The sequence below is a fragment of the Bacteroides luti genome, from assembly GCF_900128905.1.
GTDB classification, from domain to species: Bacteria; Bacteroidota; Bacteroidia; order Bacteroidales; family Bacteroidaceae; genus Bacteroides; species Bacteroides luti.
Map to the genome: position 1 here is coordinate 329,806 of NZ_FQTV01000002.1, position 21,537 is coordinate 351,342.

Consider the following 21,537-nt stretch of genomic DNA (forward strand, 5'->3'; position numbering starts at 1 on the left):
TGTAAGCATGAAACGTAATATGATAAGTAAATCAACAAATGAGTCATTGGTAATAGATGACTTTTCATCTCAGTTACCTGTTATCGGGAAGCATCTAAATGAGTTTGCTCTTTATCATTTACAGGAAAATGTATCTCTGGACAAAAGTTATAAGATGTCTGATACATTTGCCATAATAGTTGTTTATAAAGGCGATCTTACTATAAAGATTGATGGTCGACCTCATTCTTTATCAAGAGGAGCAATAGCATGTATCCCTCCCGGAAAAACGTTGAATCTAAATTTGAAAGATCAGGAAATAGATGGTTATATGATGACCTTTTCTTCACTCTTCTTTGAATTACTTCAGATACCGGTCTCAGTAAGCAAAGATAAACTGATGATAAACAGCGAATCAGATCCAATAGAAAATACATTAAATAGAATCGACCAGATATTTTCGCTTATAAAAGATGGATTGTCTAATAGTGATGATCTTTTCAGAAAAGAGAAACTTCTGAATCTGGTTGCAGTATTCTTTATTGAAATTATTAATGCTTATGCTCAGAACAATCCAATTGCAAAAAAACTTTGTAAAGCCGATGGTCTTAGTAGGAAGAATAAAATATGCAAAGACTTTTTTGTTTTGGTAAAACAACATTCCCGTGAAGAAAGACAATTGAAGTTTTATGCAGATAAACTTTGTGTATCTCCAAAGCATCTCTCATTTCTGATTAAGAATGCAACCGGATTGCCTGCAAATAAATGGATAACAGATGCAGTTATTCACGATGCAAAACATCTTCTTCAGAACTCAGGGAATAGTGTAAAGGAGATAGCCTATATACTGAACTTTTCAAATCAAAGTTTCTTTGGAAAATATTTTAAGAGAGAAGTTGGTATTTCTCCGAGTGATTATCAAAGCGAAGTCCTTTGTTAGTTTTTATCAGAGATACCTCATAATTATAGTAACATGGAAAGGAATTGGTTTTATAAACTGATTCCTTTTTTTATTATGAAAAATTCCTTTTAAATGGCTCTTTTTTTATGTTTTATGAGAGAAAAACGTGAAATGTAACGTAGGGAAAAGTATTTGTAATATTATAGCAAAGAATGTAATGTGTAGCAAAGTGTGTGTTTTATAATCTTGTTATTCAAAGTTGGATTGTGAGGTATATTTGTACAAAGGAAAAAAATGATTTAGCCTTAATTAGAAATTTAAATAGAATAGCTTTTATGAATACACAAAGTCAAAAAGTGTCGATGCTCGAAAAAGTCGGCTACAGTTTGGGAGATTGTTCTGCCAATCTGGTGTTCCAAATGATGATGATTTATCAGACCAAATTTTATACGGATGTTTTTGGTCTTGAAGGTGCTGTTGCAGGAACAGTAATGCTGGTTGCTCGTATTGCCGATGCATTTGTCGATCCAACAGTAGGAATCTTGTCCGACAGAACAAAATCTCGTTATGGTAAATTCCGTCCATGGGTATTATGGACAGCATTGCCTTTTATGGTATTTTATATACTTGCTTTTACCAATCCGGGTATTCACGACAAAGGTTTAGTGGCGTTATACGCAACAATTTCTTATACCCTGCTGATGTCCATCTATTCATTTAATAATACACCTTATTCTTCTTTGGGAGGAGTAATGAGCAGTGATATTAAAGAACGTACCAGCATTACATCAATTCGTTTTGTAGCAGCAACCATTGCACAGTTTGTGGTTCAGGGATTAACACTTCCACTAGTACGTAAATTCTCTGCAGGAGGAGATATAGGTCATGGTTGGTTCTGTACCGTCAGTATTTTTGCTGTTATTGGTTTTATCTTTTTAATAATAGCCTTTCTTTCAGCCCGTGAACGTATTACCCCTCCACCTAGTCAAAAAACAAATATAAGGCAAGATCTTAAAGATGTTGTGGCCAGTCTTCCATGGCGTGCAATGTTTATTCTCACTCTGTTTATTTTCATAACTTTGGCCATGTGGGGAAGTGCGATGAATTACTATTTTGAAAATTATGTTGATGCAAATGCTCTTTATGCTTTTCTTGGTAAACTAGGATTGGTGGCAACAACTTCTTCTGATGGTGTTCTCCACACAGTTCTTAATGCATTCGGACTTATAGTCAGTGGTCCAGATAAAGCTTATGAAGTAGGTTTTGGTGTATTTAACATGCTTGGAGCATTAGTGCAGTTCTTTGGCGTTATTTTCTTATCTGGCTTTTTGGCTAACCGCTATGGAAAGAAACAAGTTTTTATTGTTTGTCTGGCTTTAACTACATTGTTTACAGCTATGTTCTATTTCCCAGGAAAGAAAGATGTAGAATTTATGTTCTTACTCAACTTCTTAAAGAGTTTGGCGTATGCACCAACCGTACCTTTATTGTGGGCAATGATAGCCGATGTAGCCGATTATTCTGAATATGTAAATCACCGCCGCGCTACCGGATTGGTTTTTGCCGGTGTTGTTTTCGCTTTAAAAGCCGGACTTGGTATTGGTGGAGCTATTTTAGGTTTCTTACTTTCAGGATTTGGTTATGTATCAGGAGCTGGAGTTAATCAAAGTGATACAGCGATAAACGGTATACTTCTTTCATCAAGTCTTATCCCGGCAGCAACATTCTTTATAGGTGTATTAGCACTTTATTTCTATCCAATCACTAAGAAGTATAATCAAAAAATGCAAGCCGAATTGCTAGTGTATAGAAGTAAATCAGAAAATTAATCTTTATAATCTGTAATTTTGTTATTATGAAATTAAAATATTTGACCCCCTTATTATTAACTGCAGTTCTTTCTATGAGCTGTAAGGCAATTAATCAGCCGGCTGATTCAAATTCAGGTCCTGGTTTAAAAGATGTAGTTGGCAAACATTTCCTAGTAGGAGCAGCTGTCAGCGTAAGGCAAGTTGCCGGCATGGACCCCAATGCAACAAAGCTAATTAAGAAACATTTCAATTCTATTGTTGCCGAGAATTGCATGAAATCAGAAGTCATTCATCCAACAGAAGATATCTATAACTTTACTGCTGCCGATGCATTTGTTAAGTTTGGAGAAGAAAATAAAATGGCAATCATTGGTCACTGTCTTATTTGGCATTCTCAGTTATCTCCTTGGTTTTGTGTAGATAAAGATGGAAACAATGTTTCTCCGGAGGTGTTGAAGGAACGCATGAAAAATCATATTTCCACAATCGTAAGTCGCTATAAAGGCAGAATTAAAGGGTGGGATGTTGTGAATGAAGCCATTGAATCAGATGGGTCATGGCGCAAAACCAAATTCTATGAGATTTTAGGTGAAGAGTATATTCCTCTGGCTTTTCAGTATGCACACGAAGCCGATCCCAATGCAGAATTGTATTACAATGATTACGGTATGAATGCAAAAGGAAAGCGTGACAAGGTTGTGGAGCTGGTAAACAGTATGAAGAAAAAAGGACTCCGAATTGATGCAATTGGTATGCAAGGGCACGTAGGTATGGACTATCCTGCTTTAGATGAGTTCGAAGAAAGCATTAAAAGCTTTAGCAGTACAGGTGCAAAGGTCATGATTACGGAGTGGGATATGAGTGCTTTACCTACTGTAAATATGAGTGCCAATGTTGCGGATATGGTTACATATAAGAAAGAAATGAATCCTTATCCAAACGGACTTCCCGATTCAGTTTCAATTGAATGGAACAATCGTATGGAGAAATTCTTTAATTTGTTTATTAAGTATTCCGATGTTATAACCCGTGTTACTGCATGGGGAATTACTGATGGCGATTCATGGAAAAACGGTTTCCCTGTAAGAGGAAGAACCGATTACCCATTGTTGTTCGACCGTAATTATAACCCGAAACCATTTATTAATAAGATTTTAAATAGCTCAAAATAAACAACTATGAAAAATGTAAGATATTTAGTTGAGAATGATTACATGGCAGACCCTGCCGTACATGTATTTAACGACAGATTGTATATATACCCATCTCATGACTGGGAATCAGGGATTCCGGAAAATGATAATGGCGATCATTTTGATATGCGCGATTACCATGTATTTTCTACAGATGATGTGATGAACGGAGAAATTAAAGATCATGGAGTAGTACTGAAAGTAGAAGATATTCCATGGGCCGGACGTCAGCTTTGGGATTGCGATGTAGCTTACAAAGATGGAAAATATTATATGTACTTTCCACTAAAAGATAAGAATGATGTTTTTCACATTGGTGTTGCCGTGAGCGATCGTCCTGAAGGTCCATTTATTCCTCAATCAGATCCAATAAAAGGAAGTTACAGCATTGATCCTGCCATATTAGATGATGGTGACGGAAATTATTATATGTATTTTGGTGGTTTATGGGGCGGTCAGCTTCAACGTTACCGTGATAACAAAGCATTGGAATGTGCAACATTTCCTGCTGATAACGAATCTGCCATTCCTTCACGTGTTGTGAAATTGAGCAAAGATATGCTTGAGTTTGCAGAAGAGCCAAAACCTGTTGTTATTCTGGATGAAACCGGTAAGCCATTGACTGCAGGCGATAATAGCAGAAGATTTTTTGAAGCTTCATGGGTGCATAAATACAACGGAAAATATTATTTCTCTTATTCTACAGGTGATACACATTTATTGTGTTATGCAATAGGCGATAATCCTTATGGGCCATTTGTTTATCAAGGCGTTATATTGCAACCCGTTGTAGGATGGACAACTCACCATGCAATAGCCGAATACAAAGGTAAATGGTATTTATTCCACCATGATTGTGTTCCTTCAAATGGTAAAACATGGCTTCGCAGCCTTAAAGTTTGCGAATTAGAATATACACAGGATGGAAAAATAAAAACTGTGAATGAATAAACTGTGAATTTAGAGTCTTCTTAAGTTTATGCGCGGGCAAGGATATCGTTTTTTTTGTTTTATAGAGGTTAAATTAGTGTTATTGGTTAGATAAAATTGCCCGCGCTTGATTTTCTGACTAATACATTAGTACAAATACATTATAACTACATATCTGAAACATTTTGTTACCTTTGTTTATGATATTTGATGTATGTTTGTGCTATGAAAAATGTTAAACCCAAAAATCTTATGCCTAAATTCTATTCTGCAAAACAAAATCTATTAAAGTATTTATTACTGATTCCCTTTTTATCTGTTTTACAAAACTCATATTCAGCATCTCCTGCAAAAAAGAAACAGATAGCCAAATTAAATACGAGAGAAATTATAGTCGATTTTTCAAAAGAAAAAGGCGCACTATGCAAAACTCCATTAGAATGTATTGGAGCAGGCCGTGCCAATGAGGGTCTGCGTGCCGACTGGCAGCAACAGCTGGCTTATGTAAAGAACGCGTGCGATTTTAAATATATCCGTATGCATGGTTTGCTGTCCGACGATATGGGTGTTTACCGTGAAGATAAAAAAGGAAACCCTGAATATAACTTTCAGTACATCGATGCTTTATACGATTATCTACTGAGCATAAAAATAAAACCTTTCGTGGAACTGGGCTTTATGCCTTCTGCTTTGGCCAGTGGCTCTAAAACTATTTTCTGGTGGAGAGGAAATGTTACTCCTCCTAAGGATTATAATAAGTGGGAAGATTTAATTCGTAATCTTACGCTTCATTTTACAGAGCGTTATGGTGCCGACGAAGTTAAAACATGGTATTTCGAAGTGTGGAATGAACCAAACCTCGATGGATTTTGGTCAGGAACACAAGAGGAATATTTTAAATTATACAGATATGCTGTAAAAGCTATTAAATCTGTAAATAAAGAATATAGAGTAGGAGGCCCGGCTACAGCAGGTGCTGCATGGGTGCCTGAAATGATTGATTTCTGCAATAAGAATTCGCTTCCGCTGGATTTTATCAGCACTCATACTTACGGAGTAAAGCAAGGGTATCTTGACGAATTTGGCAATTCGGGCACTGTACTTAGTCAGGATCCAATGGCAGTTAGCGGTGATATGTTGAATTCACGCAAACAAATATCAGCTTCTGCTATGCCTGGTTTGGAATTACATTATACAGAATGGAGTGCATCTTACACACCTTCCGACCCTATACACGACAGTTATCATGAGGCTTCTTATGTACTCGATAAAATTAAGAAGGTAGGAGCTGCAGCCAACTCAATGTCTTACTGGGTATTTACAGATATTTTTGAAGAAGCCGGTCCACGTTTCACACCTTTCCATGGCGGATTTGGACTTTTAAATACTCAGGGTATCAATAAACCGGCTTTCTATTCCTTCAAATTCATTAATCAATTAGGAGAAACAGAGTTAATCAATAACGATTCATCTTCATGGGCATGCAAAGATTCAAAAGGTAATGTTCAGGTTCTTTTATGGGATTTCACCAATACGCATCCGGGCGATTCTGTAAATAATCAGGTATATTATGTTAGGGATTTACCTGCTAAAGCCAAAGGAAAAGTGAAGATTAATGTTTCCAATGTTCCCGATGGTGATTATACACTTGAAATATACAAAGTAGGTTACCGGTCAAGTGATGCTTATACAACTTATCTGGATATGGGTAAACCAAATCAGCTTACAAAACAGCAGGTTGAACAGATAAAGAAGCTTAATGACGGCTCACCTGTTTCTTCCGAGAAAGTAACGGTAAGTAAGGGGGCTGCATTTTCCAAGGAACTCGATATTCGAGAAAATGATGTCTATTTAATGAAGTTGGTTAGATTGTAAAATTACTAAATAGCTTAAAATTTATAAGTAATAGATATATCAGTTAATGAAGTCAGGAAGAATATAATTTACTTCCTGACTTTTATTTTTTATTATTTACACGTTTGTTTTAATTATGAATACAAAAGTTTACTACTTTTACGCAAAATATTAATATGGAAAAAGAAAGATCTGTAGAAGCTGTAGAAACTTTTAATAAAAAGTTTAACTGTGCGCAGTCAGTTTTATCAGTATTCTCTACAGAACTGAATATTAGCAAAAGTGATTGTTTTAGAATTGCAACCCCTTTTGGATCGGGAGTTGCTTTTCGCCAGGAGATGTGTGGAGCTGTAACCGGAGCATTGATGGCTATTGGTTTGAAGTATGGTATGGATGAAAATGATAGCACTGAGCAAAAATCATATACTTATGACTTGACCACCCATTTTATTTCAGAGTTTAGGAAAAAGCATGGTTCTATTTGTTGCAAGGATTTGCTTGATGGAATTGATATGAGTACTCCTGAAGGATATGCCAAAGTTCGTGAACTGAATATTTTCAGAACACATTGTGCTGAATACGTTCGTAGTGCAGTATTAATTGGTGAGAAAATATTGCTTCGTAAATAAAACCTCTAAATGGAGTGATGCTATAAAAAGCTAGTTAATGGTATTATGGAAAGAATAACCGATTTTGAGATGAAACTATCTTCTACACTATCACGGAATTTTGTAGATGCTATTGTTGAATCCGTTCTATTTTATCCGGAAGATTTTGAGCCTCTTTACAGCCTGGTTACAAACAAAGAAACAAAGCTATCCTGGCGGGCGGCATGGGCTTGCGAAAAGCTTAGCGAATTAACTCCGGAATGGTTTATTCCTAAATACGATGAGATAGTTTGCCTTACTCTCTCCATGAAACATAGCGGAACCAAACGACTGCTGCTTTCAATTCTGTATAATCTTCCTGTACCTGCTGAGTTCCCCGTAGAACTTTATAATTTCTGTCTGGAGAAAATGCTTTCGCCGGATGAAGCAATAGCAATTCAGGCCCTTTGTATAAAGCTGGCATACAAAATAGCCCTTAAAGAGCCGGAACTGCTCAGTGAAATTAGACTCTATCTGGAAAATGCCGAAACGGAATATTTTTCTACCGGAGTAAAAAACTGTATTCGGAATGTGCTTAAGAAAATAAACTCTTCCCAACGGTAAAGGTCGTATTAAAAAAACAGTAACTTTGAAGTATCAAACTATCATCATAAAAGATGAATTAAGATAGTGTTGTTATATCGAACTCGCGTAACTTAATAACAGAATAATTATGGAAATAGATTTAACCACTCCGGCTTTATTGTTCTCGGCTATATCATTGATAATGCTGGCGTATACTAACCGATTTTTATCGTATGCCCAACTGGTGCGTACTTTAAAAGAGCAATATGTAGCAAATCCCTCCTCGGTAAAGGCAGCACAGATTGCTAACCTGAAGAAGAGACTTTACCTGACGCGTGCCATGCAGTTTACGGGCATCAGTAGCTTGCTGCTTTGCGTTATTAGTATGTTCTTTGTATATATCGAATTACAACTTGTATCAGTCTACATCTTCGGTCTGGCACTGTTGCTGCTGATTATTTCGCTCACTATATCTATATATGAGATTTACATCTCTGTCAAAGCATTAGAATTACATTTGAACGATATGGGAGAATAAATTTCCCAATATCTATCTAATAAATAACCAATGCATTTATAAAAACTCTCTCTCATAAAAATTAAAAATGCAAAATTGATCTAGCAATCTAGCACTTACCACTTAACTTGTTATAAATAAGCAGAATAGAGGTGCTAGATCAATTAAATTTGATCTAGCAGTGATCTAGCGATCTAGCACCTGCTCTTATGGTTGCTCTTATAATCTTCTTTTATTACAAAATAACTCATTGAAAGCTTGTATATACCCTTCTGAATATTTGGATTTAACATAATTATTTGTTATATTTGTAGAAATAAAAATAACTCTCCATCCGGGTGTATATCGCCTGTACACCCGGGTGGAGTTTGTTTTTACACCCGGGTGTAAGAGGCGGATACACCCGGGTGTGCGAAAAATAACCTGATTATAAATTAATTAAACAAATAAGTATGTCTTTATATGTTGTTCGTCAAAAAGTAGATAAGAGTAAAGAAGAAGAGAAAGTACGCTATCATGGCGTTCCGGTTAGTTCCGGGCAAATAAGTATAGATGAGCTGGCAAAGGATATCAGCGGGCGTTGTTCGCTCCATGAATCGGATGTGCATGCAGCAGTTATAGCATTGGGAGATGTGATGCAAACATACCTGATGAAAGGAAATACGGTTCATCTGAAAAATATCGGCATGTTTTCCATATCAGCAGGTAGCGAAGGTTTTGAAACGCCCGATGAGTGTACACCGTCAAAAGTAACGGCGCAGCGTGTTTGCTTCAAAGCAGACAAAGAAATGCGCAGTATATTGCCCGAGATAAAGTATCAGCGCACTTACAGAGAAACGACAAAGAAGTAATTAATAACCCTAACTAACTTTATGAAAATAACGCAATACCGTAACGACGGTAAAACACAAACACAACGTATCCTTGAATTTGAAACTGCTGTAGACGCGATGAGAACCGAAGTGAGCAGCAGACCGGTATCTAATCTAAGAAATGTACTTCAGTACGCAATGGCTGGCCAAAATTTTCCGGAGGTGAAGAAACTTCCCCGACTGGTCTTTGGAGGAGTCTTCCGTAAGGATGGCAGTCAGCAGATTTTGTCATCCTACAATGGTTGCGTAACCATAGAGGTAAATAACTTGGCTAACGCGAATGAGGCAGCACAAATACGCGAAAGAGCATCTCAATTGCCGCAAACCTTACTTGCTTTTATCGGCTCTAGCGATAAGAGTGTAAAGATCGTAGTTCCTTTTACATTGCCGGACAGTACATTGCCTCAGAACCGCAAACAGGCCGAGATGTTTCATGCACAGGCTTATCGCGAGGCGGTAAAATGGTATCAACCTCAGCTGAAACGCGAAATAGAACTAAAAGAACCGGTGCTGGAACATGGATGTCGCATGAGCTTTGATCCTTCATTGTATAATAATCCGGATGCCGTGCCTATCCGTATAGAGCAACCGGTAAGTATGCCTGCTGAACCAACGTTTGACGAGGAACGGCAGCAAATGAGTGATCCTTTGCAACGCCTGTTGCCAGGATACGAACGGAGTCACATTATCTCTACGCTGTTTAGTACCTCTATGTGGGATGCATTGAACACCGTGGGCAAGGTGGAATGGGAGAGTGGTGAGGTACTTCCGTTTCTTATTAAATTGGCGGAAAACTGTTACCGTTCGGGTATTCCGGAAGAAGATGCGATAAAGTGGACATTGATGTATTATAACCTGAATAAGTACGAACTGGAGGTGCGGACAAACTTCCGTAACATTTATACCATCTCAAATAAGTTTGGCGGTAAGCCTTGCATCTCTTCCTCCATGACCTTGGTGGCACAGATGGAGGAGTTTATGAAACGCCGATATCAGCTAAGGCGAAATACGATAAAAGGCATGGTGGAATACAGGGAACTGAAATCTTTCTACTTTGATTTCCGTCCTGTCAATAAACAGGCGCTCAACACGATCTGTCTCGATGCATTGGCAGAAGGACTTCCGTCATGGGATGTTGACATCAAGCGTTATGTGGAATCAAACCGTGTGCCCTCTTATGATCCTATTGAAGATTATCTTCTCAATGTGGGAAAATGGGACGGAAAAGATCGCATTCGTGAACTGGCCGACCGTGTGCCGTGTGATAACCCTCGATGGAGAGACCTGTTCTACATTTGGTTTCTCTCAATGGTGGCTCATTGGCAACAACTTGACCGCAACCATGCTAACAGCACATTGCCGTTGCTGGTGGGCGATCAAGGTTCCGGAAAATCCACTTATTGCATGAACCTTTTGCCACCCGAACTGCGAGAATATTACACAGATGGCTTAGACTTCAGTAAGCGTGGAGATGTTCAGCTAGCATTAACCCGCTTCGCACTGATAAACATGGACGAGTACGATTCCATCAGTCCTTCTTATCAGGGATTTGTGAAGCATATTCTGCAAAAAGCAGTCGTTCAGGCCCGTTTGCCCCACGCCAGTGTAACCCAACAGATGCGCAGGTATGCTACATTTATAGCCACAAGCAATAGCTTCGACTTGCTGAACGACCCAACCGGAAGCCGTCGTTACATCTGTATAGCTATATTGGGAGTGGTTGATTATAAATCGCCCATTGACTACAAACAACTCTACGCCCAAGCCGTTGAGGCTCTTCGCAATGATGAACGCTACTGGTTTACTCACGAAGAAGAGGCGTATATCACCAAAAGCAATCGCCGCTTTCAGCAAGTGATGCCCGAAGAAGAAGTTGCCGATATCTATTTCCGTTCTCCGGTAGGCGATGAACCAGCCGAGGAGCTGACTTGCGGAGAGATGCTGAAACGCATGCAGCAACGAGATCCCGGATTTAAATATACTAACACCGCTGCTAAGGTTTTTGGACGAACACTGAAGAATAAATTCGACAATCGCCTTGCACACCGTGGAGTGGTGTACCAGGTAGTAGAGATTAAATAAGCAAACCAAAGCGCTAGATTGCTAGATCACCGCTAGATCAAATTTAATTGATCTAGCGGTGTTATTTTGTTTATTTATAGTGAGTTATGTGGGTGGTGCTAGATTGCTAGATCAATTTTGGGATTTTAAATTTTTGTGAGAGAATTAGCTTATGTTTTGGAACGAAGTTAGGCTGCTATGCTTATGCTTTGGAACAAAAAAATATGATTTAACCTTATGTTTTAGTACAAATTAAGTATAATAGTTACTTAATACTCTCTAAAATAATGTGTCATAAATTTAATAATAACACAAGCTTATATTTTGTGGTGAAAAAACAAAGTAAATCAAAAGGGCTGAATGTGCAAAAACTCAGCTCTATTCTTGCGCCATAACAATTAAATTTACTGGGCGTTAATAATATAAAAATCTAGGATAGATTTTTTATTCGGGCAAAACTATTTTCGCTTTTACACCGACTTGATTAAGAAGATACAACAAACCACCACCATCAATTAATTCTATTGGTTTATCTTTAGAAAATTCAAAAGTATCTGGTCCATAAGAACTTGTTGTGACAAGAATTCCTTTACTTGCACCTTCATTAATCATTGTACCATACAAATCTCTAGCCGCAGAAACGCCAACAGTATTTTTATATCTTTTAGCTTGAATTACTATTTTACCACCAAGTATTGGCCTGGAATCAAATGCTATAGCATCAACGCCTCCATCTTTTGAAGACCTTGTTTGTTTTGTATCAAGTCCCATTCTTGAGAATAGATTACTAACTAAATTTTCAAATTCAAACGGGTTTAAATCCATAAGATTTGGACGACTATCTAATGTTGAAACAACATCCTCTTCTATCACAAATCTTTTATCAACCATAGCAAATTCTCGTATAGGTTTAACCGCGATTAATTCTCTGGGATTTGATGAAACAATTGCTGATAATCCCCGAATGCAGCTAATAGGGTCTATTTTGTCTAAACATATTGTCTCAAATTTTGACTTTGAGGTTGAGACGCTAATTATTGTGGGTTTAACATTATTCCCATTGCTTAAATCTCTTGCTATTATATAACCATTAAAACAAATAGAAGTGACTGCATTTGCTTGATCTGATTTTATTACTTCGTAAATTGTTCTCAAAGAAATACTTGATATCAATGCTTTGTAACAAATATCAATCTCTGTACTTTTTCTTTGTTTTTCAATTATAAAATCATTACTTTTTACATATTTATATTCACCAATCATTGGGATTATATCAAAATTGGGTAATTGAAATTCAACTAATATTTCTTTAGAATCAGGAGAATATGCTATCCTGAAATTTCTCTCCCATTCGATAAAGTACTCAGAATGTTCTAAAACCATACTTACATATGAAACGACTTCATTTGGATTTAAAGCAAAATATAAAGCTTTAGCTTCGTCGACATCAATACATTGTTTGCTATATTCTATCTCATATTGAACTTTTCTTTCTTCATAGTCCTTTGTGTATTTTATAATATTGGCTTCATTATTTTCAGTTTCATATTGCCAATCTTTTAAGTCTTGTTGAAATGTTTTTTTTGCATTTTCGACTTTAATGAGCCATTTTTCTTTAATTGAAGGAAATAATTTCCCCCAGAAAGGTTGTTTCCCAACATCTAATATGTATTTATCTTCTTTCGGTTTTTGAGGAACGCTTTCTAGGTTCTTTGGAAGTTTGAAATGAGGGAACTCATATTTGGGCTTTAATGTCTCAAAATTGATACTATGATTTTGTTTAAGAGTTTCAGGTAAAATCCCACACAATAAATATGTAAATAAATCATTAGAATCTTTTGTTAATTCAATTGCTTTATAAGCTCTCTTATCAATATATTTTTGCTTAGCTTCTTTCTCTTGCAATCTTTGAAGTTTTTCAAGACTTTTGAAATAACGTTGATTAGCAGCGAATCTTCTTTCTTCTTCACGTTTTGAATCTCTAGCAGCTTTGGCACTCGCCCTTACAGCAGCAACTATAAATCTTTCAAGCCCACTTCTACCCATATATTTTTTTATTGGTGTCTGGTTAAAACAATTTTCTAAGAATAGAGCTGCTTTCTAGTATAGAATTCACCCTTTAGTTTTACTTTACTGATATCACACAATAAAAGTAAAATGTATTGGTAAATATACATATGTTTACTGGATAGCACTTTATTTAAAGTTATTAAATATAGTTAAATTGATCGATTTTAACGTGCCTGCATTCAAGTATATCATATTAATAAAATTATCAACATTAGTAAATTCTCTAGTCCTTCCTTGAGGTAAAGACAAGATTATTTTTTGTATGTTAGATATTTACGGAAACTTGACTTTAAAGGACTGATTGGTATATCTGCCTAGCTTTCTATCTTCCAATGAAGCAGATAGATAGCATTCTGCGGCGAACCGGCTTTAACTACAGTTCCCGAATTTGCAAAATAAATCTCATCAGCGTTTGCGATTGAATTAATCGATGAGCTATGATCACTTTTGTTGTGCTACTTGGTAACCGTTGTAGGATATCTTCAAGCAATCGCCGCTTTCAGCAAGTGATGCCGGAAGAGGAAGTTTTCGATATCTATTTCCGTTCCCCTGTTGGCAATGAACCTGCCGAGGAACTGACTTGTGGAGAGTTACTGAAACGAATACAGCAGCGAGATCCCGGATTTAAATATACCAGCAACGTCGCAAAATTTTTTGGACGAACTCTAAAGAATAAATTCGTCAATCGCTTTGCACACCGTGGATTAGTGTACCGCGTAGTAGAGATTAAATAAGCGAACCAAGTGCTAGACTGCTAGATTACCGCTAGACTTCTTTTTGGAAGTCTAGCGGTAATATTTTGTTTATTTATAGGTAGTTATGTAGGTGGTGCTAGACTGCTAGATTGATTTTGTGTTTTTTGATACTAGCGCTATTGTTTTTAAAGTAGTTGAATATTTTGTAATATTGGATTTGTTTAAGATTAATAAGATATGGTGTATTAAAAGTTTGTTTTTTGTTACATAATAGTTTTTTTTATGTAAGTTTGTATACCAAAATAAAAGCCACCCTTTTTGAGTGGCTTTATTTTGATGTAAGGCATCTTTTTACTATATTGTATATACAATAAGAAAGAACAGATGCCTAAATTTTAGAGAGGTTGCCGTAGCTTAAGATTAGAACTTTCGGTTTTATTATTCGGTTTGTTTTTCAACCCGTAATACCCCCGAAATTTCTTAATAAAGTTGGAATTTTTCCCCCTTTAAATCTTTTTATTTATACTCGCTACCCTCCATAGTCCGAGTTTATGCAAAAGTAATAATAAATTAGATATGAAAATTGAAGTAAAAGGAAAAACTTATAAACAAATAACAAAATTAGATCTATCGAATAGAAATCTAACAGAAGTTCCGCAAGAAATATTTCAATGTATTAATCTGAGAAAGTTGATTCTAAGTAATAATTTGATTAATAATATACCTCCTCAAATAGTATCTTTGCGGAAGTTGAAGGTTTTGGATTTATCGCACAATAAAATTAGTCAACTCTATGCAAATGTATTTAAATTGCCAGCGTTAGAAACGCTAAATATATCATATAATAGTTTGAATAAAATACCACATCAAATAAAAGAATCAAATATAAAGAACCTTTTAGTACAAAATAATCTTATATCAAATATTGATGTGAAAGCTATATCAGAGTTGGAAAAATTAAATATCAGTTATAACAAACTGACTAGCTTTGTGCTTAAGCAGGGTGATTTTAATTTGAGACATCTATGGATTAGTGATAATCCAATTAAAAAATTTCAAATAAGCAAACCTTGTGTACCAAATTTGAGACATATACATGTCTACACTAGTGAGATAGCTTCAGACTGTTCATTAGAATATATGAAATTGGCAATAAAAAAAGGTAATTCTTATGATGTGTTTGAAACATTAGAAGATGCTGAATTTAGAAAAACAATAGACAGCATAAATGAAAAGAAACTTGATATTCCGATTGCAAGTAATAGACCTGAGCTAAACTCTAAAACAGATATAACAACGACTAATACTCCAAATGTTGGTATCTCATATTCTTGGGATGATGAGAAACATAAGGAATGGGTATTGAATTTGGCTAATGAATTGACTGAAAAAGGTATATTTGTTTATTTGGACCAATTTGATCTTAAGCCTGGAATGGACAAAAATCATTATATGGAGAATATCATTTTTAAATCTCAAAGAGTTATTGTTATATTAACACCAAATTATAAATTGAAAGCAGATAAACGAGATGGAGGAGTAGGATATGAATATTCAATAATAACTAGCGAAATATTTGATAGTCAAGATGAAAATAAATTTATTCCAGTCTTGAGATCAGGGGAAATAGATGAATCTTCCCCTATAGCATTAAAATCAAGGATTGCTATTTTTATGGATGATGATACAAAGTTTGAGGATAAATTTGATGAACTATGTAGAGAAATTCATCATGAGCCTAAAACAAAACGACCTAAATTAGGATCAAAACCGAATTATTAGTATTCAATTTCATAATCACGCAACAGTTTTTTTTATAAGTTATTTAGCATTTAAAATCTTGATTTTAGCTAAAAGATTCTTTTAGTTAGTTGTTTTTTTGATTAATTTGCACCATATATTGAGTAATGTTTATTTAATAACGAAATGGATATCGACTTTGAATCATATATTCGTGGTGTTGAGCCCGATAAGCAAGAAAAGGCTTCTGCCTGGAAAACAGCAATTGGTCTGCAAGCTGTAGATGGTTTGAAGACGTCAGACTATCTAAAGGATACTGCACGCAAACATATTGAGGGCGATATTAGCATTGATGAAGTGAAAAAACTGATTAATGGATATTACCAATCGAAGGCTGTACGTACACCGGAAGATGAAGAAATGGAAGAGGCGGACAAGGTATCTGCCAGCATTGCAAGAATATTGAATGAACAGTCGTTTGCTTTCTCTGTTGCCGGTTTCATTTCCATTCATCGTAGATTGTTTGAAGGTATCTTTAAATTTGCTGGAAAAATTGGTGATTACGATATTACGAAAAAGGAATGGGTACTTCGTGGCGACACGGTGCTGTATGTTAATGCAGAAGACTTAAAAGAGGCCTTGGAATATGATTTGGAACAGGAAAAAAACTTTTCGTACAAAGGGCTTTCCATGGACGAAGTAGTCAACCACATTGCTAAGTTTGTCTCTGGCATTTGGCAAATCCATCCCTTTGGTGAAGGTAACACTCGCACCACGGCCGTTTTTACCATCAAGTACTTACGCAGCATTGGATTTGATGTGAACAATGATTTGTTTGCCAACAATTCTTGGTATTTCCGAAATGCGCTGGTTCGTGCCAATTACCGAAATGTACGCAAGGGCATTGAGCCGGATATGAGTTTCTTGATCAGTTTCTTCCGAAACTTAATGATGGGTGAACAGAATGAGCTAAAGAATCGTTATATGGTAATTGATGCTCCCAATGAATGGATTTCCGAACAACACCCGACAAGTACCCGACAAGTACCCGACAAGCTCCCGACAAGTTCACCTGCAATTCTAAGTCTGATTAAGACCTTAGGTAAACAGCAATTATCCATCAAAGAAATGCTGGCAGTTATGAACTTAAAGGACCGTGGAAATTTTATGGATAATTACTTATCGCCTGCCATGAATGAAGGATTTGTTGTGATGCTATATCCAAACAATCCAAAACACCCAAAACAAAAGTATTTGTTGACTGCAGAGGGATTAGCCATTTATAATTCTAAGTCATAACGATTCTGAACAATATGTTTTAGCTATCGTGCTTCTTGTAGCTTCAAGTCTAGAAAATCGTCATTGAAAACGAAAAGTACCTTCAAATTCTGTTCATGTTCAAAATAATTATATATTTATTTATGACTGTACTTATGCCTTATTTCTTTATTTTTTTACGATACTTTTGGTTGCTTGCATTCGGATTTTCCGGATTGGTCATTTCCAAGTAGCCGGCATTAACCAAAAAATTAATATATTTATCAATATTCTTAGTATGATAACTTACGCCAACTCTCTCTAATATTTCCTTACTACTACGAGGCACGCTACAGAAATTCACTACATCTTTTTGCTTATTGTTTAGTTTAATTCGTATTGAAGTGTCAGAGTCAGTGCCTAAGTCGCTGCTTTTAGTGTCAGAGTCTCTCGATAAAGTGTCAGAGTCAGTGTCTAAGTCGCTGCTTTTAGTGTCAGAGTTTCTCGATGAAGTGTCAGAGTCAGTGTCTAAGTCTGCCGAAAAAGTGTCGGAGCTAGTGTCTAAGTCGTGTACGCCATTCCTTGCAATAGTTATCACAAATTCACGCAATGACTCATTGTTAGAGAATGAAAGTCTTTTGTCTTCACTCAGTACATGCTTAATTCCGCCAATGGGTTGCAACAATATTAACAACTAAAAAATCATTCTGACAGTAAATATAATAAGTTTACAAAAATAACTTTATATCTTTGTCGCACTAACCCTACTGTATTGTATAAAATTAAATCTGTATTATGAAGAAACGAATCGTATTATCAATGCTTTCCTTTTTGTTTCTGCCGCTTATGGCGCAGCAAGCCAAGCAATGGAAGGAAAATCTGAAACCACGCCTTGTGGTTCTTACCGACATAGGAGATTGTAATGTTGAGCCTGATGATATGGAGTCCGTGGTAAGACTCTTGGCTTATGCTGATCGCTTCGAGATTGAGGCTATCATGACCACCATTGGCTGGAATTGTGATCCTTATCCGGAAGAGTGGGCGCAGAATCTCACGAAAGTGGTTGATGCTTATGCAAAGGATGTTCAAAATTTGAAGGCACGCTCATCGCAAACATCATTCCTTTCTATTGACAAGGAGAATAGCAAGCAGCAGTTAGGCTATTGGCCAAGTGTTGAGTATATTCGCAGTCGCGTAATGTCAGGAAGTCATCGTGCAGGTATCAAGGTAATTGGTAAGGACAATGATTCTCCTGGAAGCGAATTTCTTATAAAACTGGCTGATGAAGATGATGACCGGCCAATATGGGTTGCCACTTGGGGAGGTGGTAACACTCTTGCGCAAGCAATATGGCGAGTGCAGCAGACACGCACACCAGAACAACTGAAGGCATTCCTCCATAAGTTCCGCATTTACACAATTACCGATCAGGACATGAAATATGATATGCGCATGAACCGAGCCTACAGCTCCCACATGTGGATGCGTCGTGAATTTAAGGATGATCTAAAGTTTATTTGGGATGAAGGAACATGGCAACTGCAGTGCGACCTTGGGAAGAAGTATTGGGATAAGCATAAACAGTACATTCAAGGGCATGGTGCTATGGGCAGTATTTATCCTCATTATAAGTGGGGAGTGGAAGGTGATACACCATCTTTCCTCTATGTAATGCCTAACGGACTTTCTGATCCAGAAGATCCAACTCAGGCAGGGTGGGGTGGTTGTCATGCTTATGGCATTAGTCCCGACTCTATCACTTATGCATGGAACAGTTGGCAAGAGCCACAAAAGACAATCACCGAGAACTATAAATGCCGTTTCTATCCTGATGAGCTGAATGATTTCGCTGCTCGTATGCAGTGGGCGCATGAAGGCAAAGGAAATACCAATCCATATGTCATTATTAATGGAAAGAAGGGTATTACACCAATTCATATAAAGGCGAAGGCGGGTAAGACCATCCACCTTGATGCTTCAAAGTCAACAGACTCCGAGGGCGATAATCTTTCATTCCTTTGGTGGCAACAACCAGAAGCAGGCAGTTATAAATCTAATATAACAATCAGCAATAATAAATCCTCTTCAATCAATATTGCTATTCCTCAGGATGCTGCGGGAAAATCGATCCATTTCGTTTGCGAAGTGCATGATGATGGTGCCTTCAATCTTGTGTCTTATAGGAGAGTGATTTTTGATGTGAATTAATAAATTCAGGAAAATGTGAACATTCTTTGTATCTTCCTAGCTCTCTCTTTTATCTAATAACTCATTATGGATAGAGTTTTGTTATTTACTATTTTTTTTACCTTTGCAGCCAAAATGGTGACTAATCATGAAACGAATACTAATCCTTGCAATCTCAATTGTTATTGCCCTCGCAAGTATAGCACAGCACAATGCCATCAAATCATTACCAGGTTATGGACTTTTGCCAATGAAAGATGTATCCATGGTAATACGCGACTCTGAAGGCTACTTATGGTACGCTCTCTACGGAGGAGGACTCTGCCGCTACAACGGGTACCAAATGGACATGTTCCGCAGCGACTATAAAGGTGGCATGCTCATAGGAGAAAGTAACACTGTGGTGTGTGTGGTGGAGGACAAGAGTGGCAACATTATTTTCGGTACTCACCGTGGAGCGTATGTATTGAACAAAAGCGACTTTAGCGTCATTCCAATTGACACCGCCCTTGTACATAATCGTGTGCGAAACATACAGCTTGATAAATCTGGTGGCATAATCATAGAATCAGAACTTGGACTTTACTGTTATGATAAAAAATATCACCGTATTGCCATTAAGGACGGCAGTCTTCCTGCCGACACGACAAGGTTGAAGTTCACTCTTGCTGACTCCAATGTTGGCATAGTAAGGCATGATGCTGCGTACAATCCAACCACATTGACGTATCACGATGTGCCAGTGGATGTTGCCGACACTCTCAACCGCATATCCTGCGTGCTCGATGACGGCAAGGGACATCTCTATATTGGCGACCTCGATGGACTTGTGGTGTACAACAAGCTCAACGGCACAGCGCACCGCAATTCTCATATATACAATAATGTACGCATGATGGTTATCCGTCCGCAAGGAGGTGTGTACTTCATCTCCGGCAAGATGGGGCTCTGCGAGTGCGATGCCAAGGGAACAGTACGCGTACTGAATACGAATACAGGTTTCTATCAGCTTGCAATCAATAAGGATGGTAAACTATGGGTGAGTGACCTCTATGGCGGAGTATATTCATACGATCCTACTACAGCAGTACTCACCCTCGACTCTCACGTCAGTATAAAGGAAGGCGATATTGTAAAGGGAATAGTTTGCGACCATGATGGGCACATCTGGGTAGTGACAGAGAACTTCGTAAAGGAATATCTGCCAGAGACTGGCAAATATCGCATTCTCACTACCAACAACCATCACATCAAGTTGTCCAACTTTGATTATGCTTACATTAAAGGCGACAAGGTCTATCTCACCAGCGACAGTGCTTACATTGAGATTGGCAACTCCACGTCGCAAGGAAGGCGTCCAAGTGTCAGCAGCATCATTGTGGACGGTAAAAAGCATTACACGACAATGAACGTAAGCAAGTTCTCTATTCCTGCCAATACCTATAGCGTAGAGATGCAGTTCACCACCTTCGATTACCTCAATGCTGAAGATGTGCACTTCCGTTATAAGGTGAACGATGGGGAGTGGAACCTTCTTCCACGTGGAGTCAACATTCTCTCGTTTGTTAACCTAGCTAAAGGTACGTACCAACTTGAGGTTCAAGCTACAGATGAAGGTGGATGGATGGGGGAGTCGCTTTGTTTCACTCTGATAAAACAACCACACTGGTGGGAGACATGGTGGGCATACACCTTCTATGCGGTTTTTGTTATCACTATTGTTATCGCCATCCTTCGAAATCAGCGTCAAAAGGCAATGATGAGCCTGAAAATTCGTAACTTGATAGAGGAACTCAACAGCATCGACAGAATTGTCACACTTCCTACCAAATACGACTCTAATATAGAAGCCATTCAAGACACTTCTACTGACTCTCCGACAGAAATCACCCCATTTACGGCTGATGCGCCCCAATCATCTATTGCTCAGGATTTCCTTCAGAAAGCAACCTCACTTGTAGAACATAATCTCGACAACACAGGGTACGACATAGAACAATTTGCCAAAGATATGGGCACCAGCCGTGCAGGTCTTTATCGGAAGTTTGAAACAGCAGGTATTGACCTCCGACCTACCGAATTCATACGTTCAATCCGTCTCCATCATGCTTGTCAACTCCTTAAGACTCATGAGTACACCGTGGCCGAAATAGCATATAAGGTTGGTTTCTCCAGTGCCAGTTACTTCAATCGGCGATTCAAGGAAGTGTATGGCGTGCAACCATTGCAATACAAATAATAAGAAAACAATTAAGGGCAGGACTTAAAAATAAGAGTCCTGCTCTTTTTATGGTAATG

General features: G+C 37.5%; 17 protein-coding genes. 15 read left to right on the plus strand and 2 right to left on the minus strand.

Annotated features, from left to right (window positions below; all coding sequences use genetic code 11):
• The first annotated feature begins 7 nt into the window (after positions 1-7).
• The 10 genes from BUC21_RS03150 to BUC21_RS03195 all read left to right on the plus strand — a co-directional run bounded on the left by BUC21_RS03150 (position 8) and on the right by BUC21_RS03195 (position 11,311).
• Positions 8-919 carry an AraC family transcriptional regulator gene (locus tag BUC21_RS03150; protein ID WP_175550464.1) on the plus strand — a complete coding sequence of 304 codons (912 nt, stop codon included), beginning with the start codon at positions 8-10 and terminating at the stop codon, positions 917-919.
• A gap of 296 nt (positions 920-1,215) precedes the next feature.
• Positions 1,216-2,709, plus strand: a complete 1,494-nt coding sequence (locus BUC21_RS03155) for an MFS transporter (protein WP_073399067.1) — start codon at positions 1,216-1,218, stop codon at positions 2,707-2,709.
• A 26-nt stretch (positions 2,710-2,735) separates the two neighbouring features.
• A complete protein-coding gene (locus tag BUC21_RS03160) occupies positions 2,736-3,863 on the plus strand; it encodes an endo-1,4-beta-xylanase (RefSeq protein ID WP_073399069.1) in 1,128 nt (375 codons plus the stop codon).
• 6 nt (positions 3,864-3,869) lie between these two features.
• Positions 3,870-4,835: a glycoside hydrolase family 43 protein gene (locus BUC21_RS03165; protein WP_073399072.1), complete on the plus strand. Its 966-nt coding sequence runs from the start codon at positions 3,870-3,872 to the stop codon at positions 4,833-4,835.
• A gap of 231 nt (positions 4,836-5,066) precedes the next feature.
• Positions 5,067-6,689, plus strand: a complete 1,623-nt coding sequence (locus BUC21_RS03170; protein ID WP_073399209.1) for a GH39 family glycosyl hydrolase — start codon at positions 5,067-5,069, stop codon at positions 6,687-6,689.
• Positions 6,690-6,844: 155 nt separating this feature from the next.
• Positions 6,845-7,297 carry a C-GCAxxG-C-C family protein gene (locus tag BUC21_RS03175; RefSeq protein WP_073399074.1) on the plus strand — a complete coding sequence of 151 codons (453 nt, stop codon included), beginning with the start codon at positions 6,845-6,847 and terminating at the stop codon, positions 7,295-7,297.
• A 45-nt stretch (positions 7,298-7,342) separates the two neighbouring features.
• A complete protein-coding gene (locus BUC21_RS03180) occupies positions 7,343-7,879 on the plus strand; it encodes a hypothetical protein (protein ID WP_073399075.1) in 537 nt (178 codons plus the stop codon).
• A 109-nt stretch (positions 7,880-7,988) separates the two neighbouring features.
• Positions 7,989-8,378, plus strand: coding sequence for a DUF2721 domain-containing protein (locus tag BUC21_RS03185; protein ID WP_073399077.1), 390 nt, complete (start codon positions 7,989-7,991; stop codon positions 8,376-8,378).
• Positions 8,379-8,809: 431 nt separating this feature from the next.
• The gene (locus BUC21_RS03190; protein WP_073399079.1) at positions 8,810-9,208 is read left to right on the plus strand and encodes an HU family DNA-binding protein; all 399 of its coding nucleotides are present in this window, start codon (positions 8,810-8,812) and stop codon (positions 9,206-9,208) included.
• 21 nt (positions 9,209-9,229) lie between these two features.
• The gene (locus BUC21_RS03195; protein WP_073399081.1) at positions 9,230-11,311 is read left to right on the plus strand and encodes a BT4734/BF3469 family protein; all 2,082 of its coding nucleotides are present in this window, start codon (positions 9,230-9,232) and stop codon (positions 11,309-11,311) included.
• A gap of 423 nt (positions 11,312-11,734) precedes the next feature.
• On the opposite strand, the gene BUC21_RS03200 is transcribed toward BUC21_RS03195, so the two are convergent.
• Positions 11,735-13,336 (minus strand): restriction endonuclease, encoded by a 1,602-nt coding sequence (locus tag BUC21_RS03200; RefSeq protein WP_073399083.1) that lies wholly within the window; start codon positions 13,334-13,336, stop codon positions 11,735-11,737.
• A gap of 461 nt (positions 13,337-13,797) precedes the next feature.
• Here BUC21_RS03200 and BUC21_RS03205 point away from each other — a divergent pair, with 461 nt between their 5' ends.
• From BUC21_RS03205 to BUC21_RS03215, 3 genes are all read left to right on the plus strand, one after another.
• Positions 13,798-14,094 (plus strand): DUF3874 domain-containing protein, encoded by a 297-nt coding sequence (locus BUC21_RS03205; protein ID WP_073399086.1) that lies wholly within the window; start codon positions 13,798-13,800, stop codon positions 14,092-14,094.
• Positions 14,095-14,631: 537 nt separating this feature from the next.
• A complete protein-coding gene (locus BUC21_RS03210; protein WP_073399088.1) occupies positions 14,632-15,837 on the plus strand; it encodes a leucine-rich repeat domain-containing protein in 1,206 nt (401 codons plus the stop codon).
• 144 nt (positions 15,838-15,981) lie between these two features.
• Positions 15,982-17,094, plus strand: a complete 1,113-nt coding sequence (locus BUC21_RS03215; RefSeq protein WP_073399090.1) for a Fic family protein — start codon at positions 15,982-15,984, stop codon at positions 17,092-17,094.
• Between the two features lie 139 nt (positions 17,095-17,233).
• Here BUC21_RS03215 and BUC21_RS03220 read toward each other — a convergent pair whose 3' ends face one another.
• Positions 17,234-17,746 carry a Fic family protein gene (locus tag BUC21_RS03220; protein WP_175550465.1) on the minus strand — a complete coding sequence of 171 codons (513 nt, stop codon included), beginning with the start codon at positions 17,744-17,746 and terminating at the stop codon, positions 17,234-17,236.
• Between the two features lie 101 nt (positions 17,747-17,847).
• Between BUC21_RS03220 and BUC21_RS03225 the strand changes: the two genes are divergently transcribed.
• Together BUC21_RS03225 and BUC21_RS03230 are read left to right on the plus strand one after the other, a co-directional pair.
• Positions 17,848-19,260 (plus strand): DUF1593 domain-containing protein, encoded by a 1,413-nt coding sequence (locus BUC21_RS03225; protein WP_073399094.1) that lies wholly within the window; start codon positions 17,848-17,850, stop codon positions 19,258-19,260.
• Positions 19,261-19,387: 127 nt separating this feature from the next.
• Positions 19,388-21,478, plus strand: a complete 2,091-nt coding sequence (locus tag BUC21_RS03230; RefSeq protein ID WP_073399096.1) for a helix-turn-helix domain-containing protein — start codon at positions 19,388-19,390, stop codon at positions 21,476-21,478.
• Positions 21,479-21,537 lie beyond the last annotated feature (59 nt).